This is a genomic window from Sphingobium sp. WR1 (assembly GCF_059693745.1).
Map to the genome: position 1 here is coordinate 70,517 of NZ_JCATID010000020.1, position 18,621 is coordinate 89,137.

Here is an 18,621-nt window from a genome sequence, read left to right on the forward strand (position 1 = left end):
CTCTAATCCGACACTCGCCAGCGCAGGACCGCCCGGTCCGCGCTGGCATCCCGCACCGACCGGACATCGATCCCCCGGTCGGTGAAGGCTTTGAGCAACGGCCCATCGCCTTCGCCGCGCACCCACACATCCACCGCCATGCCGGTGCGCTGCGCCGCCCAGAGCGCCAGGTCCAGCGCATCCCGGTTGCTGGCAGCGCCTTCCTCATCCAGTTCCAGTTCGGGCAGCGGCAGCACCGGCGGCTCCACCTCGATGATCCAGCCCGGCGCCATCGCCGCCGCGCGCCTCTCCAGCGCCCGGTACGTCGCCAGCCCCGCATCGGGCAGCGGCTTTGCCCGCACCACGGCGCGCTTGTGCGCCGTATCCACCGTCACCGCATCGGGATTGACCCCGGCGATCAGCGCCAACCGATCGGTCATCCGGTCAACCAACCCCTGCACCTCCCTCCGGGCGCTCTGTACCGCAAGCAATTGCGCATTTTCGGTGTCGGTGCCTTCGCCCACGCGGATCTGTTCGATGTCCAGCGTCACCGGCTGGCCCAATAGGGCACTCAGCGCCCGGCTCGCCCGTGCATTCGCATCGCGTTCATAACGGCTGGTCAGAACGCTGGCAGTAACGGCCAGCGGACTTGCCTCGAAATCCAGGTCGATCTGGCTGATCCGGGCGTCATCGCCAAATTCGCGGCTGATGACGTCGCGCGCATCGCGCGCCGCCCGCGCTTCCCACGCGATCTGCCCCAGCGACAGGCCCAGCGGCACCGCCAGCGCCAGGAAAATCGCGCCGATGAAGGCTGTCTGCATCCAGTTCTGGCTGGGTGACAGCGCCCGGCCGAAGCCATAGAGGCGCGCCATGATCGCCGCCGCCATGGCGATGGTGACGAAATTGGTGAAAAACAGCAGAAAGGCCCCGCCCGCCACCGTCCCGTTCAAGGTCGCAAGGCCAAAGCCCACGGTGGCGAGCGGCGGCATCAATGCCGTGGCGATGGCAACGCCCACGATCGTGCCCGCCTTGCCCCGAATCATGGCATAGGCGCCAGCCAGTGCAGAAAACAGCGCCACCATCAGGTCGAACAGATTGGGCCGGGTGCGCGCGGCGATCTCGCTCGTCACGGTCTGGAGCGGCGAAAGCAGCACGATGAAGCCCGTAAACAGCACCGCCACAAGCGCACCGCCTGCCAGCGTGCTCAGCGTCCGGCGTATCTCCCGCGAATCCGCCGTCGCCAGCGCGAAGCCCAGTCCAACGATCGGTCCCATCAGCGGCGAAATCAGCATCGCACCGATCACCACGGCCGGCGACGACAGCAACAGTCCCAGCACGGCAATGCCCGCCGACATCAGGATCATGAAGGCGTAGCGCGGACTCCAGCCGTCATCCTCGCGCACTCGTTCGACCACCGCCTGATGGTCGATCCCGCGGATCACATGGCTACGCCACCAGCGCGGCACGGCCTTCCACAGCGGCGGGTCGGCGACGGGCCTGTCATCTTGCATTGGCATGGTTCCACGGCATAATCGAGCAAGGCATGGCTTTCCAGCCCGGATCGGCGCGCCATTCACCACCTGTTCAATGGTTCCAGCCTATGCCATGCCAATGATGATGAAGTGGAAAAGCCTGATTGCCGGGACCGCTGCGGTCATGACCGCGCTGATGCTGGCGCCCGCCGCCGACGCCGGCAACCGCCGCGACGAGCAGGACGCCGCGCGCCGGGCGATGCTGGACGGACAGGTCATGCCCTTTTCCATGATCAAGCGCCGCGTCGACGCGGCCGTGGGCGGCGCCACCTATGTCGGCAGCGAATTCAACCCCTCCTCCAACCGCTATCGCCTGAAATATGTGAAGGATGGCAAGGTGATGTGGGTTGATGCCGACGGCCGGACAGGCGATATTATCGGCATGGCGCGCTGACCGGCGCGCGCTGCAACCTTATTCAAAACAGAAACGGACTAGCCCCATGCGCCTGCTGATCGTCGAGGATGAACCGAGCCTGGGCCAGCAGCTCAGGAACACGCTGGAAGGGGCAGGCTATGCCGTGGACCTCGCCACCGATGGCGAGGACGGCCATTTCCTGGGGGCGACCGAAAGCTATGACGCGGTGGTGCTGGACCTTGGCCTGCCCACCATCGACGGGCTGACCGTGCTCGACCGCTGGCGCAAGGAAGGCCGCAGCTTTCCCGTGCTGGTGCTGACCGCGCGCGACAGCTGGTCGGACAAGGTCGCCGGCCTCGATGCGGGCGCCGACGATTATCTCGCCAAGCCCTTCCAGAGCGAGGAACTGATCGCCCGCCTGCGTGCGCTGATCCGCCGCGCATCGGGCAATGCGTCGAGCGAACTCACCGCCGGCGACGTCCGGCTCGACACGCGGTCGGGCAAGGTGACGCTGAAGGGCGATCCGGTGAAGCTGACCGCGCAGGAATATAAGCTGCTGTCCTACCTGCTCCACCACAAGGGCAAGGTGGTCAGCCGCACCGAATTGATCGAGCATATCTACGATCAGGATTTCGACCGCGATTCCAACACGATCGAGGTGTTCGTCACGCGCATCCGCAAGAAGCTGGGCGCCGACGTCATCACCACCATCCGCGGCCTTGGCTACAGCCTGGACGAGCCGGGGCGGTAATCGAAGCCGCCTCCACCTCCGTTCGCTTCGAGCGAAGTCGAGAAGCGGTTAGCTCTGAGCTTCTCATTTGGCTTCGCCGAACTCAGCTCTGCCTCGTTTCTCGACACGCTCGAAACGAACGGAAGTAACTTAGGTCCAGATGGACAACCAATCCCCTCCCCCCGTCCGCTCCACCGGCTCGATCAGCCGGCGGATGATGGTCATTGCCGCGCTGTGGATCAGCCTGTTGCTGATCGGCGGCGGCGTGGCGCTGGACCGGGTGCTGGCGGACGCCATCACGCGCAATTTCGACGACGGCATGAATTATGTGCTGACGGCCATGATTGCGGCGTCGGAAATCGGCCCGGACGGCGAGGTATTGTTCAACCGCGAACTGGCCGACCAGCGCTTCCTCGAACCCAATAGCGGCCTTTACTACCAGATCAGCGCCAAGGGGCATGAAGATTGGCGCTCCCGCTCGCTCTGGGACCGCGCGCTCAACGTGCCGGCGGAGCATCATGACCGCCACCTCCATGTCTATGACAGCAAGCAGTTTCCCGGCGAGGACCTGCGCATCATGGAACGCACCGTCATCCTGCCCGGCTCCAACGCCCGCTGGATGTTCATGGTGGCGCAGGCGCGCGAGGGGCTGGACGGGCAGATCAGGACGCTGCGCTCCACTTTGTTCAAGAGCTTCGCCCTGCTGGCGCTCGGCCTGTTCGTGCTGGCGACGCTCCAGACCATCTACGGCCTGCGCCCGCTGCGCAAGGTCCGGCTGGAAATCGTGCGGATGCGCGGCGGCGAAAAGAGCCGCGTGACTGAACCCATGCCCGCCGAAGTGCTGCCCATGGTCGAGGAACTGAACGCCCTGCTCGCCCACAATGAACGACAGGCGGAGGAAGCACGCACCCACGCGGGCAATCTCGCCCATGCGCTCAAGACGCCGCTGACCGTCATCATGAACGCCGCCACCGCGCAGGCGCCCGATCTGGGCGATGCGGTGATCCGCGAAGCGACGACGATGCGGCGACAGGTCGACCATCATCTCGCCCGCGCCCGCGCGGTCGGCCGACGCGGCGCCGCGCAAAGCCGCGCCGAAGTCTGGTCCAGCCTGACCGCCGTGGAGCGCGCAGTGCAGCGCCTTTATCCCGAAGCGCGCGTCGACATGGACGGCGACAAAACGGCGGCGGTCCGCGTCGAGCGGCAGGATCTGGACGAAATGCTGGGCAATCTGATCGAAAATGCCGCCAAATATGGCGGCGGCAGCGTTTTCGCCACGGTGGGCCGCGCCGCCGGCATGGTGGAAATCCTGATCGAGGATGACGGCACGGGCATACCCGAAGCCGACCGCATCCGCATCTTCGACCGCGGCGTGCGGCTGGATTCGGGCAAGCCCGGTACCGGCCTCGGCCTCGCCATCGTCCGCGACGTGGCGGAAATCTATGGCGGCACGGTCGCGCTGGAGGAAAGCGAGGATCTGGGCGGTTTGCTGGTGCGGCTGAGGTTGCCGTCGGCCTGAACGGCGATCCGCCACCGTTGCGCACGCCCACCATTGTGATTCGCCCACACCCCCGCTAAAGGCGCGCTCATGTCCAGCACCGCCACCCAGATCACCCCGGAAGTCGTCGCCGAACATGGCCTCAGCCCGGAAGAATATGACCGCGTTCTGAACGCCCTCGGCCGCGAGCCGAACCTGACGGAACTGGGCATTTTCTCGGTCATGTGGTCGGAGCATTGCAGCTACAAGTCGAGCCGCATCCACCTCAAGAAGCTGCCGACCACCGGCCCGCAGGTCATTTGCGGCCCCGGCGAGAATGCCGGCGTGGTCGACATCGGCGATGGGCAGGCCGCCATCTTCAAGATGGAGAGCCACAACCATCCGAGCTACATCGAACCCTATCAGGGCGCGGCGACCGGCGTGGGCGGCATATTGCGCGACGTCTTCACCATGGGCGCGCGCCCGGTGGCGAACATGAACGCGCTGCGCTTCGGCCGCCCCGATCATCCCAAGATGAAGCATCTGATCAGCGGCGTGGTCCATGGCATCGGCGGCTACGGCAATTGCGTGGGCGTGCCGACCGTGGGCGGCGAGGTGAATTTCCACCCCGCCTATGACGGCAATATCCTGGTCAATGCGATGACCGTGGGCGTCGCCGACACCGACAAGATATTCTATTCGGCGGCGAGCGGCATCGGCAATCCGATCGTCTATGTGGGGTCCAAGACCGGCCGCGACGGCATCCATGGCGCGACCATGGCGTCGGCCGATTTCGGCGACGACGCCGACGCCAAGCGCCCGACCGTGCAGGTCGGCGACCCCTTCACTGAAAAGCTGCTGATCGAAGCGTGCCTGGAACTGATGGCGTCCGACGCGATCGTCGCGATTCAGGATATGGGCGCGGCGGGCCTCACCTCCTCCTCGGTGGAAATGGCGTCCAAGGGCGGCGTTGGCATCCAGCTCAACATGGACGACGTGCCGCAGCGCGAAACCGGCATGACCGCCTATGAAATGATGCTGTCGGAGAGCCAGGAGCGTATGCTCATGGTGCTTCAGCCGGGCAAGGAAGGTTTTGCCGAAGCGATTTTCCGCAAGTGGGAACTGGACTTCGCCGTCATCGGCCATGTCACCGACACCGGCCGGATGGTCCTGATCCACAAGGGCGAGACGGTGTGCGACATCCCGCTTGCCCCGCTGGCCGACGATGCGCCGCTCTACGACCGTCCCTCCATGCCGAAGGACGAATATAGGATCTGGTCCAAGGTCGAGCCGCTGGGCGAGATCGCCGAAAGCGCGGATATCGGTGCGGATCTGGTGACGCTGATGGGTAGCCCCGACATCGCCAGCCGCCGCTGGATCTGGGAACAATATGATCATATGGTCGGCGCCGACACAGTGCAGCGCCCCGGCGGCGATGCGGCGGTCGTGCGCGTCCATGGCTCGCAGAAGGGCATCGCGATCAGCACCGACTGCACCCCGCGTTACTGCTATGCCGACCCCTATGAAGGCGGCAAGCAGGCGATCGCCGAATGCTATCGCAATATTTCCGCGGTCGGCGCGACGCCGCTGGCCGTCACCAACTGCCTCAACTTCGCCAACCCGCAGCGGCCCGAGATCATGGCCCAGTTCACCGGCTGTCTTGAGGGCATGGGCGATGCCTGCCGTGCGCTCGACTTCCCGATCGTGTCGGGCAATGTCTCGCTCTACAATGAGTCCAAGGCGACCGGCGGCGGCTCCGCTATCCTGCCGACCCCGGCGATCGGCGGCATCGGCCTGCTGGAGGATGTGGACGTCATGGCGACGGTCGCGTTCAAGAATGAGGGCGACGCGATCTGGGTCATCGGTGGAGAGGGTACGCATCTGGGCCAGTCGATCTGGCTGCGCGAGATTGCCGGCCGGGAAGCGGGCGACGCGCCCAGGGTCGATCTGGCCGCCGAGCGCGCCAATGCGGAAACCGTCCGCACGCTCATCGCAGCGGGCAAGGTCAATGCGGTGCATGACATTGCCGACGGCGGCCTGCTGGTCACGATCGCGGAAATGGCGCTGGCCGGGAATATCGGCGCGACGCTGGGGATCGAACTTTCCACGGCAAGCGCGTTCGGCGAGGATCAGGGCCGCTATGTGGTTGCAGCGCCCGCCGGCGTCGAGATCGCCGGTGCGGTGAAGATCGGCACGACCGGCGGCACCAGCATTGCGGGCGTCTCGCTCGACAGGTTGCGCACCGCCCATGAAGGCTTCTTCCCGGCGCTGATGGACAGCGAACTCTAAAACCCCTTATTACCCCGTCGGGAATCCACGCATCCCGGCGGGACAAGTTCCCCGCGATCTGCCATGATGCGCCCCGCAAAAAGGGGAGCGCCATATATGCGCGGAAGGATCATCCGGGCGACGCTGATCGCGGGCACGCTCGACATCATATCCGCCTTCGTCTTTGCCGGCATGGCGGGCATGAGGCCGCTGGCCGTGCTGACATTCGTCGCCAGCGGCCCGTTCGGGGAGAGCACCAGGGGCGATCCCATCTGGCTCTGGGCCGCGATCGGCCTGGCGGTCCATTTCGCCATCATGGCCTGCATGGCCAGCGTCTATATCGTCGCGGCACGGCACATCCCCGCGCTCAGGCGCCGTCCGGTCGCCGCAGGGCTGTTCTATGGCCTGCTGCTCTGGATCATCATGTATTGGCTGGTGCGGCCGTGGCGCTGGCCCGCGCTCTGGCTGCCCGACGCCTATGTCGGCCGGCCGATCGGCAAGATCGCCTGGGGCGTCGGCAATCAGCTTTTCTCGCACTGCATCCTCGTCGGCCTACCGATCGCGCTGATCGCCGCGCGACGCAGCAGGCGGCGAAGAAACTGAGCCGCGCCTAATCGGCGCGCGTCACCCGCCCCAGCAGCAATTGATAGACGTCCCGGCCGCCCGCCGCATCATAGGCCGCCATCACCCGGCGCAGCGCCACCGGGCCGAGCGGGCGATGACCCTCGCCCGGCACAACCGCGCCGATCCCCTTGAGATGGGTGAGCAGCGCCCGCGCGCCCATGCCCTCCAGCGCCACCGTCTCTTCAAAGGCGAAGGCGTCTTCCTGTCTCGCCAGCATTGCGCGCAACGCATCGAGCGAGGGATAGTCGGACACCCCGCTGGCAAGACCGCAGGCAGCATGGGCGGCACGCCAGGCGGCGAAGCTGCCCTGCCCCATGGTCGAGAAGATCAGGCTGCCCCCCGGACGCAGCAGCCCCGCCAGCCGCGCGATCGCCGCCGGCAGATCATCGAACCACTGAAAGGCCAGGCTGGACAGGATCAGGTCGAACCATGGCCCGTCGAAAGGCGGCGCTTCGCCGTCCATGGTCAGGAAGCGGCCTGCGACCCGGCCATGCGATGCCGCCTGCTCCAACATGCCGGGCGAGATGTCGGTCGCGATCAGTTCCGCGCCGGGCCAGCGCGTCTGAATCTCGCGGGTCAGCAGTCCCGTCCCGCATCCGATCTCCAATATGCGCGCCACGCCGCCGGGCTTCTGCCGCCGGGCAATGTCGGCCACCAGCGTCGCCGCCAGCCGCTGCGGCCCGGCATGGGCCTCGTAATGGCCTGCCGCCGCGCCGAAGGCATCGCTTATCCGTTGCTTGCGCGCATCATTCATGGCTGGAGCATTTTCAGTTGACCGATCACGGTCAACGCCTTGGGAAATGCGGCCGCAAAGAACAAGGGCCTTTCCACAGGATGCGGAAAGGCTCTAGGCGGATGGCGGAGCCTTGGCGCTCTGACCAGCCCTTTCAAGGAACCGCCGCCGCATGACATCCCCCCGCATCCCCGCCATGGACGTGCTGCGCGGCTGCGCGGTGATGGGCATAGTGTGGATGAACATCACCGCCTTCGCCCTGCCCCAGAACGCCTATTTCAATCCGGCGGTGTCGGGACCGCTTTCCGCTGGCGACATTGCTTTCTGGGCGGTCAGCCTGATCCTTGTCGACGGCAAGATGCGCGGCCTGTTCGCCCTGTTGTTCGGCGCGTCGATGCTGCTGCTGATCGACAAGGAGGAGATGGCCGGGCGCGACGGCCGCCGGACGCAGATAATCCGCGCGGGATGGCTGTTCGTCATCGGTTGCGCCCATTTCTTCCTGCTCTGGTGGGGCGATATATTGCGGGTCTATGCGATCGTCAGCCTGTTCGCCCTGCTGTTCGTCCGGCTGGAACCGCTAGATCTGGTCAAGCGCGCTTTTGTCTTTTTCCTGGTCCAGTTCCTGCTGGTCACAGCCTTCATCGGCAGCCTCTATCTGTGGGGCCATGCCGCCGCGGATGCGGACGCCAGCACCGTCACGCGGGACGGATTCCTCAGCTTCATGGCGGCCCTGTCCGATCCCGCCAGCCCGACCACGCAGATGGAGATCGCCACCTATCGCAGCGGCCTGGGCGCCATTATCGCCATGAAGCTGGCCGACTTTCCCGGCGACTGGCTCTGGGGGCTGCTGTTCAACGCGTTCGAGACGCTGGGCTTCATGCTGCTGGGCATGGCGATGCTGAAGGGCGGCTTCCTGACCGGTAATTGGGACGCGGAGCAATATCGCCGCACCGCGCGCCATTGCTTCCTGATCGGCGTGCCGCCCATGGCGGCGCTGGCGATCTGGGCATGGTGGAGCGGTTTCGCGCCCCTCCCCACCTATGGCACGGCGCTCGCCTGGTCGCTGCCCTTCCGCATCCCGCTGACGGTCGGCTGGGCGGCGCTCATTCTCTGGCTGTTCGCGCGGCACAAGGACAGCCCGATGACCGGGCGGATCGCTGCGGCGGGGCGGATGACGCTCAGCAATTATCTGGGCACCAGCCTCATCATGACCGCAATCTTCTATGGCTGGGGGCTTGGGCTGTTCGCCCATGTCGGCCATGCGCTGCTGCCCTTCTTCGTTTTTGCCGCCTGGGCGGTGATGCTGCTCTGGTCCCAGCCCTATGCAGCCCGATTCGCGATGGGTCCGGCTGAATGGCTGTGGCGAAGCCTCAGCCATGGTGCGGTGCAAAAGATTCGCAGGAGCAGCTGATTACTATTGCGACCCATTATCAGACACGCTATCTCTCCTTCATCAGGAGAAGAGCCTCGATGGTTGTCTGCGTTTGTAATGCCATTCGTGAAAAGGATTTGCGGGAAGCGGCGCGCGACGGCGCGGATACGCCGTGCAACGCCTATGCCCGCTTCGGCCGTCGGCCCAAATGCGGCCAGTGCGTGTCCTTCGCCCGCACCATCATAGCGGCGGAGCGCGCATCAGCCTGATAAAATTGCAAATCATGCGCACGAAACAATCGCGAAGCCGACGCAATAGCGCAGTAAAAAATCCCTGATTTTCAAGGGTTTTCGACTTAACAGACAGGAGCATTGCGCCTATACTCCCGGCGTTCCAAAAACAGCCGGAGTATAACGCCATGAAAGGCGACCCGAAGGTCATCGATTTCCTGAACGAGGTCCTCAAGAACGAGTTGACCGCGATCAACCAATATTTCCTCCATTATCGGATGCTCGATCATTGGGGCGTCAAGAAGCTCGCCAAGTTCGAATATGAAGAATCGATCGACGAGATGAAGCACGCCGACAAGGTGGCGGAGCGCATCCTGTTCCTCGACGGCCTGCCCAATTTCCAGCTGCTCGGCCGCCTGAAGATCGGCGAGACGGTGGAGGAGATCCTCAAGTCCGACCTGGAGCTGGAATACGAAGCTCTGCCGGTGCTCAAAGACGCCATCGCCTATTGCGAATCGATCCGCGACTATGTCAGCCGCGACCTGTTCCAATATATCCTCGAAAGCGAGGAAGAGCATGTCGACACGCTGGAAACCCAGTTCGAGATGATCGAGCGCATGGGCATCCAGAATTATATCCAGTTGCAGAGCAAGGCCGCCGAAGAATAAGGCGCCCGCCGCGACACATAGCGGGCGAGACCATCCCTCCGGCGATGGTCTCGCCTTTTCTTTACAGCAGCGCCTCCAGCAGCCCGATCAGCGGCAGGTCCGCCGGCGGCATTTCCAGCGCATACATTTGCGCGGGCCGCGTCCATGTGAGCGCCGTTGCATGGCGCGCCTCGGGCATTCCCTGCCATTTGCGGCAGACATAGAGCAGCAACAGCAAATGCCTGTCGCCCAGCGGCTCGCTGGCGAAGGTCGCAGGCGCCAAGCAGCTTTCATGGGTGCGGATGCCCAGTTCCTCCTCCAGCTCGCGCACCAGCGCCGCCTCGGGTGTTTCGCCCGGCTCGACCTTGCCGCCGGGAAATTCCCATAGCCCCGCCATCGAGCCGCCGGGCGGGCGCTGCTGCAACAGGACACGGCCGTCGGCATCGATCAACGCTACGGCAACGACGAACAGGGGAGTCACAGGTGGCATATCTTTCCGGTCGAGAGGGCTTTGTTAACCGTGGTGGCTTTACATGTCTGTCGGGGACTGTCTGCAGCGAAGTGGGGACATGATGCGCGGGCTTATCGAAATCATCGGCCGCTGGGGCGTGCTACGGTGCGAGCGGGGCGCGACGGCCGTCGAATATGCACTCATTCTCGCATTGATCGTACTGGCGATGATCGCGGCGCTGAACAACGTCGCAAACAGGACGATTCGCATGTGGAACAACGTCGCGACCGAAGTAACGAAATATTAATCATGAAAATCTGACACCTCGTTCGGCCATTAAACATTTTTCAACTGAGCCGGCCTAATCCCATCCTAGCTGACCACGAATTACCAAGCGGGGGCGGCCGGGTAGTTTAACGGATAATCCAATTCAAGGAGACGTCATATGCAGTTCATCCGCAAGATGCTGAAGAATGAAAAGGGTGCCACCGCGATCGAATACGGCCTGATCGCCGCGCTGATCGCTGTCGCCGCTATCGGCGCCATGACCAGCCTGGGCACCAAGCTGGGTTCGACCTTCAACAATGTCTCGGGCAAGCTCGTCGACGAATAAGTCGAGCTTCTCGCAAGAGACAGGAAGGGGCGGCGAACATCATGTCCGCCGCCCTTTTCTTTGCGCTTACCAACTGACGATTTTCACTCGCTGGCCCGCCCGCAGCACGGCATTGTCGCTCAGCGCATTGATCGTCAGGAAGCGTTCCAGCGGATAATCGCTGTAAGCCATGCGCCTGGCCAGCGACTGGACGGTGTCGCCGGATTTTACAGTCAGCACCTGGACGCGGCGCGGCTTGATCGCCGCGGCTTCCTGCGTGGACAGGCGTTGCACCGACTGCACCATCGACGTGAATGGGCCGATGCCCTGCCCGGCCGGGGTCAGCAACAGGAAATGATAGGCCCTCCCCCCGCCGAACTCATAAGCGAAGACGGTCGCATCGACTTGGCTTGACTGGGTCGAGGCGCGCACCGTGCGCCAGGCGGCGGGTATGCCGTTGACGGTGGTGCGGCTCACCTCGCCCGCCGGCACGCCGCCATTGCCGCCGCCCAGCCTGGCGAAGACGCTGTTGATATAGGCGGCCAGATTGCCCGAATAGGGTGCCGCGCCGAACTGCGCCTGCCCGCCCGAGCCGGTGATCGAGACGGCATCCGTGCCATTTTCCATACCGAAGCCGCTGGGTGCGGTGAAGCTCAGCCGCAGGTCGGGATGGCGGAAACGGCTGCCATCGATCACCCCTTGCCTGGGATCGTCGCCATAAAGGACGCCATTCAGCGCGTTGAGGAAGGCGTCGCGGTTGCGCACCGTGCTGGTGACGCGGGTCGCTTCGGCCGCCTGCGCCGCCCGGTCGACGCGGGAGGCGGGATCGGGGTGGGTGCTGGCCCATTCGGGCATGGATCGCGCATTACCCGCCACCTGCGAATCGAGATCGCTCTGTGCCGCCAGCGATGCGAGCATGTCCGACAGCGCGCGCGGGTCGTAGCCGCCCGAAGCAAGATAGCGGATGCCCAGATCGTCGGCCTCATATTCCTGGCTGCGCGAGAATTTGAGCGTCAGCAACTGGCTGCCCGTGCCGATCCCCTTCTGCACCAGCCCGGCAAAGCCCGAATCGCCGAGCAGCGCGCCTGCCAGCGCGCCCAGCAGCGCCCCGCCGATCGCGTTGCGCTGCGCCGCCTGCTGGCGCCGCTGGCCATGCTGGGCGGCGACATGGCCGACCTCATGCCCGAGCACGCCCGCCAGTTCAGCCTCGTCATTCATCAGCGCCATCAGCTGGCGCGTGACATAGATATAGCCGCCGGGAATGGCGAAGGCGTTGTTCACCGGGCTGTTGAGCAGGGTGACGGTGAAATCGCCCTGCGCGTTGGACAGGCCGGACTGGACCGCGATCCGCCGCCCTACGCCTTCGACATATTTCGCCTGCGGCCCTGCATAGGTGCCGCCAAATTCCTTGAGCAGTTCGGGATGCTGCTTGGCCCCGCTCGCCTTGTCCTGCTGGCTGATCGATGAGACCGTGCGAATAGCGCGCTGCTGCCCGATCACCGCGGGCGCCGTCACGATCACCGCCAGCGCCGCCCCCGTGCAGCCCAGCGACATCTTCCAGTTCATAAACCCTTATCCTCCGCCGTTACCGCCACGTAACGAGCGACCATGGCGGGGCGTTCCCGGAAAAGCGAGGGAAGAGCTGCCGACTTGACGCGTTTTCCGGTGGATAGTCCGCCCCCGGGAAAGATCAGGCCCCGATCGCCAGGAATTTGTCGGCGCGGTCGGTGCGCAGGGCGTCGGCGCCCATGCCGTCGAGCGAATCGAGTTCCGCCTCAATCGCCGCGCCCAGATTGGCGATCGCCTGCACCGGTTCGCGATGCGCGCCGCCCACCGGCTCATTGACGATGCGGTCGATCACGCCCAGCTTCTTGAGGTGCTGCGCGCTCACCTGCATCGCCATCGCGGCGTCGCTCGCCTTTTCGGCGGTGCGCCACAGGATCGAGGCGCAACCTTCGGGCGAAATCACCGAATAGACGGCATGTTCGAACATCAGCACGCGATTCGCCGCCGCCAGCGCGATCGCGCCGCCCGATCCGCCCTCGCCCACCACGGCCGCCACCATCGGTACGCCCAGCGCCAGACAGGCTTCGGTCGAGCGGGCGATGGCTTCGGCCTGCCCGCGTTCTTCCGCCTGCACGCCGGGGAAAGCGCCCGAAGTGTCGACGAGGGTCACGACCGGCAGGCTGAAACGGTCGGCCAGTTCCATCAGGCGGATCGCCTTGCGATAGCCCTCCGGCTTGGCCATGCCGAAATTGTGGCGCACGCGGCTGGCGGTGTCGTCGCCCTTTTCATGGCCGATCACCATGACCTTGCGGTCACCCAGGGTCGCGAAGCCGCCCAGGATCGCCTGATCGTCGGCAAAGGCGCGATCGCCGGCCAGCGGCATGAAATTGTCGAACATGCCCGCGACATAATCCTTGAAGTGCGGGCGGTCGGGATGCCGCGCGACCTGGGTCTTCTGCCAGGGCGTCAGCTTCGCATAAGTGTCGGTCAGCAGCTTGGCCGCGCGCTGTTCCAGCGTCGCGATTTCGCCGTCGATATTGATGTCGCCCACGCTGGCGGTGGCGCGCAGTTCGACGATGCGCGCTTCCAGCTCCGCGATCGGCTTTTCAAATTCCAGAAAGCTTACCATGGCGCAAGGCGTTAGGGCGATGGCGCGCTGTCGTCAACGCGGCGATGCGCGATCCTGGTCGGCATGGTGGCCAACGGATGCCGCTGATTGACCAGCTCGACCAGCCGGCGGCTGTCGACATGGGTGTAGATCTGCGTCGTGCCAATATCGGCATGGCCCAGCATCGCCTGCAAGGCGCGCAGATCCGCCCCGCCCTCCAGCAGGTGCGTGGCGAAGGCATGGCGCAGCACATGGGGACTGACCCGATCGGGCGCGATGCCGGCCGCCGCAGCCAATGCCTTCACCAACTGGTAGAGGCGGACGCGGCTCAAATGGCTCTTGCCCGACGGAAACAGCCAAGGGCTGTCCCCCGGGACCTGAGGCAACCAGGCGGCGACCGCGGCGCGCGCCCGGTCGGAAATCGGCACCAGCCGTTCGCGCGCGCCCTTGCCTTTCAGGATCAGGAAGGGCCGGTCGGCGGCCAGCGCCCGGCGCGGCAGCGACACCAGCTCGGTCGCGCGCAGGCCCGATCCATAGAGCAGCTCGATCAGCGCCGCGAGCCGCAGGTCGGCCGGGGCGGGACGCTCCACCGCCAGCCGCTCCGCAATCAGCGCGAAAAATCGGTCGACCTCGGCGGTGGAGAGTATTTTGGGGAGCGGCCGGCGCGTCGCCGGGCGCGGCAGCGCGACGGAAGGATTATCGGCGCGCAGCCCTTCCTCCTCCAGAAAGCCGTAGAAGGCGCGCAGGGCCGACGCCTTGCGCGCAACCGATGAGGCGGCCAGCTCCGCCCAGGCGGCCGCCAGCGTCCCCAGCCCCTCCTTGGTCGCCCGCGAAAGCCCGCCCAGCAACTCACCCGCTCCGGCAAGGTCCGCGCGATAGGCCAGCAGCGTGTTCCGCGATGCGCCGCGCTCCGCCGCCATCATTTCGAGGAAGCGGTCGACCAGGGCTGCGTCCTCCTGCCCCATGGTCAGCTGCGGCTGATCGCCTCGGCCGCGATCATCCGCGCCTCGGGATCCAGCCCGACCCGGTGCAGCGCGGCGACGACATGATAGAGATGCGCGGCCGGCAACCGGCTCCAGTCATTGCCCTGCATCCCGACCGCCGCCAGCAATGCCACGGTTGCTTTCTCACCGCGCTGCGCCGCTGCGCCGATGGCGCGCGCCCAGCGGCTGTTGGCAGCCAGCGCCATGCCATTATCCTGCGCCAACGATGTGGCGTCCTGCGGCGACAGGCGTGACAGGCCGGCAAGCGCGGCGATCAGCATCCGGCCCTTTTCCGCCCCGGCTTCCCCGACATAGGTCGACACGCGACCGGAACTGATGTCGACCACCGGGCTGGGTGCGCCGACCGCGAGCAAGGCCCAGAATTGCGACGCGCCCTCGCCGTCCATCTGGCCGATCGCCTGCGCCCATCGGGCAGCGTTGCGATCATAGCCGGCGGTCAGCATCGACGCGACGAGATTGGACGCATCCTGCGCCGACGCCTGCGCCACCGGCAGCGCGGCGGCGGCCCGCGCCGTCGCGATCAGGCCGACATAATCGGGCTTCGCGCCATCCTGCCACCAACTGCGCATCCCGCCCAGCCGGTCGCCCACGGTCGCGCCCGAATAGGCGGTCCGCAACGCATCGACCTTGTCGGCGACATCGTTCGGCGCATCGCCATCGGTGCTGATCTGGCCATAGAAGCCGACCAGAGCCGCGCTGGAAAAAACGCCCAACCGCGCCGCGATATCGACGCCCGGTCGCCGGCGCACCGCGCCCAGCGCCGGCGCGCGCGCTTCCCAGGCGCGGACATGCTGTCCGGCGGTGGCGTAGAGATCCTCGGGAATTTCGACATTCAGCGCCGTCGCCAGACCATAGCGCCAGGCGGTCAGGCGATCGACGCCGTCCCATTCGATCTTGACCGAGCGACGCGCATTGAAGCCGGTCCCGACGACCTTTTCCGCCAGTCGATAGTCGATGCCGCGCACCACGCCCTTGCGCTGCGCCTGGTTGAGCGCCCCGCTCGCCGTGCCCTGATCGCCCGACAGCGCGGGGCAGATCGCCCGCGTCATGTCCCAGCCCGGCTCCTTGCTGAAGCGCAACGCGCCTTCCGACAAGGGGCATAGGCCCGCCGGATCGGCGGTCGCCAGATAGGTCTGCATCGCGATCGCGTAGAGCCGCGGTGAATAGCGGTCCGGGTCGACGCTCTGCACCATCAGGCGCGCGCTGTCCGCTTCCCCCATGCGCAGCAGCAGCCAGGCGCGCTCGGCCGCCCAGTCCGCGCCGTCAATGTCGCGCGGCGTATCGGTGGCGGTCAACAACGCGCGGCGCAGCAGGATGGAGGCCCAGCGCGACACGATCGGCGCGTGGGTTTCCTTCATCAGCGTCGCGAGGAATTTGCCCGACTGATTGCCGAAGGCGTCCGGCTCGAACCCGCGCGTCTGCGGTGTCAGCGGACCGATACGGTCGAGCGACCGGCGCGCCGTGTCGGGCAGGTCATATTTGGCCTTCTGCGCCGCGATCTCCTCGGGCGTCAGTTCCTCTTCGGCGGCGTTCTGGGCGGCCGCGATGGCCGCCAGGTCGGGCGGAGTCGCAGGATCGAGCGGCTGCACCATCGGCGCGGACGGCGAAGCCGGGGTCGGCTGGGCGGGGCGCGACGGCTGGGGCGTAGGCGTCGGCGCTTCGGGCGCGTCGCCGAAACCGGGCGGCAGCAGCGATTCGGGCGCCTGCTGAGCCACCACGGGCAGGGTCAGGGCGAGCGCAAAGCTGCCCAACGCCCATTTGGCATTCGCCCGCGGCCAGCGCATCCGCCTTACTGACCCAGCTTCTCGGCGGGAATGATCTTTTCGACGCGCTGCTGCGGCTTTTCTCCGCCGCGCGACCAGAAAAAGGCAAGCAAGGCAGCGACCAGCACGACCAGGATGATCGGGAGAAGAGGCAGGCGGCTGCCGCGGCGACGCGAACTGCCTTCGAAACTGCTGAAGTTGCGATTATTCTTCATAGGTCCTTGGCTTGGCTTTCCGGGCCTGAAAGGCCGGGGGACAAAGAAAAGATGCGATTTGCCTCTGTGACGGCTGGCTGTATAGCCCCGCAAGCCATGCAACGAAACAGCAAAATCCCGGACGGCCAGGTCAGGCGAGGTCCCATCGTATTGGTGGGCATGATGGGCGTGGGCAAATCGACCGTCGGCCGCCGTCTTGCGGCCCGTCTCGGCCTCAGCTTCGTCGACGCCGACGAGGAGATAGAAAAGGCCGCGGGCATGACCGTGGCCGAGATTTTCGAGCGCTATGGCGAAGCCTATTTCCGCGACGGCGAACGGCGGGTCATCGCCCGGTTGATGGACGGCGCGCCCAAGGTGATCGCGACGGGCGGCGGCGCCTTCATGCAGGAAGAGACGCGCAAGCTGATCCTGGAACAAGCGACCACCATCTGGCTGGACGCCGATATAGACATATTGGTCGACCGGGTGGCGCGCCGCGAAAGCCGGCCGTTGCTCAAGAATCGCGATCCGCGCGTGGTGCTCACCGAACTGGCTGCGGTGCGCAACCCGATCTACGCGCTCGCCCCCATTCATGTGAAGAGCGTCGCCGCGCCGCACGAGGTCGCGGTCGAGCGCATCGTGGAGCAATTGACGGCATGGCATTAGTCCGCGTCGCGCTGGACGCGCGTAGTTACGATATCGTCATCGAACAGGGCGCGCTGGACCGCGCGGGCGACAGGCTGCGCGGTTATGCGCGGAAAGGACGGCTGGTGGTCGTCACCGACGCTCATGTCGCCGCAACCCAGCTTCCCCGCCTGGAGGCCAGCCTGCGCGCGGCCAATGTCGCGGTCGAACCCATCATCCTGCCGCCCGGCGAACAGACCAAGAGCTGGCGGCATCTGGAGCAGTTGCTCGATGCGCTGCTGGGCCACGAGATCGAGCGCGGCGACCATGTGATCGCGCTCGGCGGCGGCGTGATCGGCGATCTGGTCGGCTTCGCCGCCTCAATCCTCAAGCGCGGCTGCCATTTCGTCCAGGTGCCGACCACCCTGCTGGCGCAGGTCGATTCGTCGGTCGGCGGCAAGACCGCGATCAATGCGCGGGCCGGCAAGAATTTGATCGGCAGCTTCTACCAGCCCGCGCTGGTGCTGATCGACCCGTCGACGCTCGACAGCCTGCCGGCCCGCGAAACCCGCGCCGGCTACGCGGAAGTGGTGAAATATGGCCTGATCGACGATCCCGACTTCTTCGCCTGGTGCGAAGCCAATGCCGGCGCGCTGCTGGCGGGCGATCCCGACGCGCGCACCTATGCGATCGAGCGCAGCGTCAGCGCGAAGGCGGCGATCGTCGCCGATGACGAGCGCGAGACGTCGGGCCGTCGCGCGCTGCTGAACCTGGGCCATACTTTCGGCCATGCGCTGGAGGCCGACACCGGCTTTTCCGACATATTGCTCCATGGCGAGGGCGTCGCGGCGGGCATGGCGCTCGCCTTCCGCTATTCGGCGCGGCTGGGGCTGTGCCCGGCGGAGGATGCCGAGCGCGTCACCGCCCACCTCAAGACCGTGGGCCTGCCCCACGACCTCGCCACCGCCCATGTGACGGCGGACGGCCCGGCGCTGGTCGGCCATATGCTGCACGACAAGAAGATGGCGGCGGGCGCCCTGCCCTTCCTGCTGGCGCGCGGCATCGGCCGGACCTTCCTGTCGAAGGATGTCCTGCTCGACGATGTGGCGGCGTTTCTGGATGAAGAACGCGCGGCCTGAGGCGCAAGCCGTCAACCTCTGATCGAACGCTGACAGGGCAAAGCGACCGTCGCTTCCGCCAGGACCGAGGCGACGTGAGGAATTGGATAAGCGCCCTACTTATCCGAAGTCCGGCTTATTCCGCCTCTTCGACCGGCGCGCCGGGACCGTTTTTCAGGATCGAGTCGATCGCGTTCTTGGCGCTCGCCTTGGAGGTATAGCCTTCAGTCCAGAAGATGACCTCGGCATTATATTTGAACTTGGCGACGAACTCGCCGGCCTTGTTCTTCTCGATCACGAACTTGTGGGCCATG

21 protein-coding genes are annotated in these 18,621 nt (G+C 65.7%); 12 read left to right on the forward strand and 9 right to left on the reverse strand.

Going from position 1 to position 18,621, the window contains the following annotated elements:
• Positions 1-2 precede the first annotated feature (2 nt).
• Positions 3-1,496 carry a DUF389 domain-containing protein gene (locus tag AC58EF_RS20570; protein WP_497278246.1) on the reverse strand — a complete coding sequence of 498 codons (1,494 nt, stop codon included), beginning with the start codon at positions 1,494-1,496 and terminating at the stop codon, positions 3-5.
• Positions 1,497-1,566: 70 nt separating this feature from the next.
• On the opposite strand from AC58EF_RS20570, the gene AC58EF_RS20575 reads away from it, so the two are divergent.
• The 5 genes from AC58EF_RS20575 to AC58EF_RS20595 all read left to right on the forward strand — a co-directional run bounded on the left by AC58EF_RS20575 (position 1,567) and on the right by AC58EF_RS20595 (position 6,944).
• Complete coding sequence (locus tag AC58EF_RS20575; protein WP_497278247.1) at positions 1,567-1,905, forward strand: hypothetical protein; 339 nt, start codon at positions 1,567-1,569, stop codon at positions 1,903-1,905.
• Between the two features lie 46 nt (positions 1,906-1,951).
• Entirely contained in the window at positions 1,952-2,617 is a 666-nt protein-coding gene (locus AC58EF_RS20580; RefSeq protein WP_497278248.1) for a response regulator transcription factor, read from the forward strand.
• A gap of 193 nt (positions 2,618-2,810) precedes the next feature.
• Positions 2,811-4,115 carry a sensor histidine kinase gene (locus tag AC58EF_RS20585; protein ID WP_497278303.1) on the forward strand — a complete coding sequence of 435 codons (1,305 nt, stop codon included), beginning with the start codon at positions 2,811-2,813 and terminating at the stop codon, positions 4,113-4,115.
• A gap of 69 nt (positions 4,116-4,184) precedes the next feature.
• Complete coding sequence (gene purL / locus AC58EF_RS20590; protein WP_497278249.1) at positions 4,185-6,362, forward strand: phosphoribosylformylglycinamidine synthase subunit PurL; 2,178 nt, start codon at positions 4,185-4,187, stop codon at positions 6,360-6,362.
• 96 nt (positions 6,363-6,458) lie between these two features.
• Positions 6,459-6,944 (forward strand): hypothetical protein, encoded by a 486-nt coding sequence (locus AC58EF_RS20595; RefSeq protein WP_497278250.1) that lies wholly within the window; start codon positions 6,459-6,461, stop codon positions 6,942-6,944.
• A 7-nt stretch (positions 6,945-6,951) separates the two neighbouring features.
• Here the strand turns inward: AC58EF_RS20595 and AC58EF_RS20600 are convergent, their stop codons facing one another.
• Positions 6,952-7,719, reverse strand: a complete 768-nt coding sequence (locus AC58EF_RS20600; protein ID WP_497278252.1) for a methyltransferase domain-containing protein — start codon at positions 7,717-7,719, stop codon at positions 6,952-6,954.
• Positions 7,720-7,870: 151 nt separating this feature from the next.
• Here AC58EF_RS20600 and AC58EF_RS20605 point away from each other — a divergent pair, with 151 nt between their 5' ends.
• The 3 genes from AC58EF_RS20605 to bfr all read left to right on the forward strand — a co-directional run bounded on the left by AC58EF_RS20605 (position 7,871) and on the right by bfr (position 9,968).
• On the forward strand, positions 7,871-9,109 hold the full coding sequence (locus tag AC58EF_RS20605) for a DUF418 domain-containing protein (protein ID WP_497278253.1): 1,239 nt from the start codon (positions 7,871-7,873) through the stop codon (positions 9,107-9,109).
• 59 nt (positions 9,110-9,168) lie between these two features.
• Complete coding sequence (locus AC58EF_RS20610; RefSeq protein ID WP_066861972.1) at positions 9,169-9,339, forward strand: (2Fe-2S)-binding protein; 171 nt, start codon at positions 9,169-9,171, stop codon at positions 9,337-9,339.
• 149 nt (positions 9,340-9,488) lie between these two features.
• Positions 9,489-9,968 carry a bacterioferritin gene (gene bfr, locus AC58EF_RS20615; RefSeq protein WP_497278254.1) on the forward strand — a complete coding sequence of 160 codons (480 nt, stop codon included), beginning with the start codon at positions 9,489-9,491 and terminating at the stop codon, positions 9,966-9,968.
• Positions 9,969-10,029: 61 nt separating this feature from the next.
• Here bfr and AC58EF_RS20620 read toward each other — a convergent pair whose 3' ends face one another.
• Positions 10,030-10,437, reverse strand: a complete 408-nt coding sequence (locus AC58EF_RS20620) for a (deoxy)nucleoside triphosphate pyrophosphohydrolase (RefSeq protein ID WP_497278256.1) — start codon at positions 10,435-10,437, stop codon at positions 10,030-10,032.
• A gap of 82 nt (positions 10,438-10,519) precedes the next feature.
• Here AC58EF_RS20620 and AC58EF_RS20625 point away from each other — a divergent pair, with 82 nt between their 5' ends.
• Positions 10,520-10,705, forward strand: coding sequence for a Flp family type IVb pilin (locus AC58EF_RS20625; protein WP_497278257.1), 186 nt, complete (start codon positions 10,520-10,522; stop codon positions 10,703-10,705).
• A gap of 138 nt (positions 10,706-10,843) precedes the next feature.
• Positions 10,844-11,011 (forward strand): Flp family type IVb pilin, encoded by a 168-nt coding sequence (locus AC58EF_RS20630; protein ID WP_497278258.1) that lies wholly within the window; start codon positions 10,844-10,846, stop codon positions 11,009-11,011.
• Positions 11,012-11,077: 66 nt separating this feature from the next.
• Here the strand turns inward: AC58EF_RS20630 and AC58EF_RS20635 are convergent, their stop codons facing one another.
• From AC58EF_RS20635 to AC58EF_RS20655, 5 genes are all read right to left on the reverse strand, one after another.
• Positions 11,078-12,556: a M48 family metalloprotease gene (locus AC58EF_RS20635; RefSeq protein WP_497278259.1), complete on the reverse strand. Its 1,479-nt coding sequence runs from the start codon at positions 12,554-12,556 to the stop codon at positions 11,078-11,080.
• A gap of 124 nt (positions 12,557-12,680) precedes the next feature.
• Positions 12,681-13,625: an acetyl-CoA carboxylase carboxyltransferase subunit alpha gene (locus AC58EF_RS20640; RefSeq protein ID WP_497278261.1), complete on the reverse strand. Its 945-nt coding sequence runs from the start codon at positions 13,623-13,625 to the stop codon at positions 12,681-12,683.
• Positions 13,626-13,636: 11 nt separating this feature from the next.
• Positions 13,637-14,569, reverse strand: a complete 933-nt coding sequence (locus AC58EF_RS20645) for a tyrosine recombinase (RefSeq protein ID WP_497278262.1) — start codon at positions 14,567-14,569, stop codon at positions 13,637-13,639.
• Between the two features lie 2 nt (positions 14,570-14,571).
• Positions 14,572-16,392, reverse strand: coding sequence for a hypothetical protein (locus AC58EF_RS20650; RefSeq protein WP_497278263.1), 1,821 nt, complete (start codon positions 16,390-16,392; stop codon positions 14,572-14,574).
• 5 nt (positions 16,393-16,397) lie between these two features.
• Entirely contained in the window at positions 16,398-16,586 is a 189-nt protein-coding gene (locus tag AC58EF_RS20655; RefSeq protein ID WP_497278264.1) for a hypothetical protein, read from the reverse strand.
• Between the two features lie 96 nt (positions 16,587-16,682).
• On the opposite strand from AC58EF_RS20655, the gene AC58EF_RS20660 reads away from it, so the two are divergent.
• Both AC58EF_RS20660 and aroB read left to right on the forward strand, forming a co-directional pair.
• A complete protein-coding gene (locus AC58EF_RS20660; RefSeq protein ID WP_497278265.1) occupies positions 16,683-17,231 on the forward strand; it encodes a shikimate kinase in 549 nt (182 codons plus the stop codon).
• Positions 17,222-18,328 carry a 3-dehydroquinate synthase gene (aroB, locus tag AC58EF_RS20665; protein WP_497278266.1) on the forward strand — a complete coding sequence of 369 codons (1,107 nt, stop codon included), beginning with the start codon at positions 17,222-17,224 and terminating at the stop codon, positions 18,326-18,328. Before AC58EF_RS20660 ends, aroB begins: the two co-directional genes overlap by 10 nt.
• A 115-nt stretch (positions 18,329-18,443) precedes the next feature.
• On the opposite strand, the gene AC58EF_RS20670 is transcribed toward aroB, so the two are convergent.
• The gene (locus tag AC58EF_RS20670; RefSeq protein ID WP_179044221.1) at positions 18,444-18,620 is read right to left on the reverse strand and encodes a YegP family protein; all 177 of its coding nucleotides are present in this window, start codon (positions 18,618-18,620) and stop codon (positions 18,444-18,446) included.
• Between the last annotated feature and the right edge of the window lies 1 nt (position 18,621).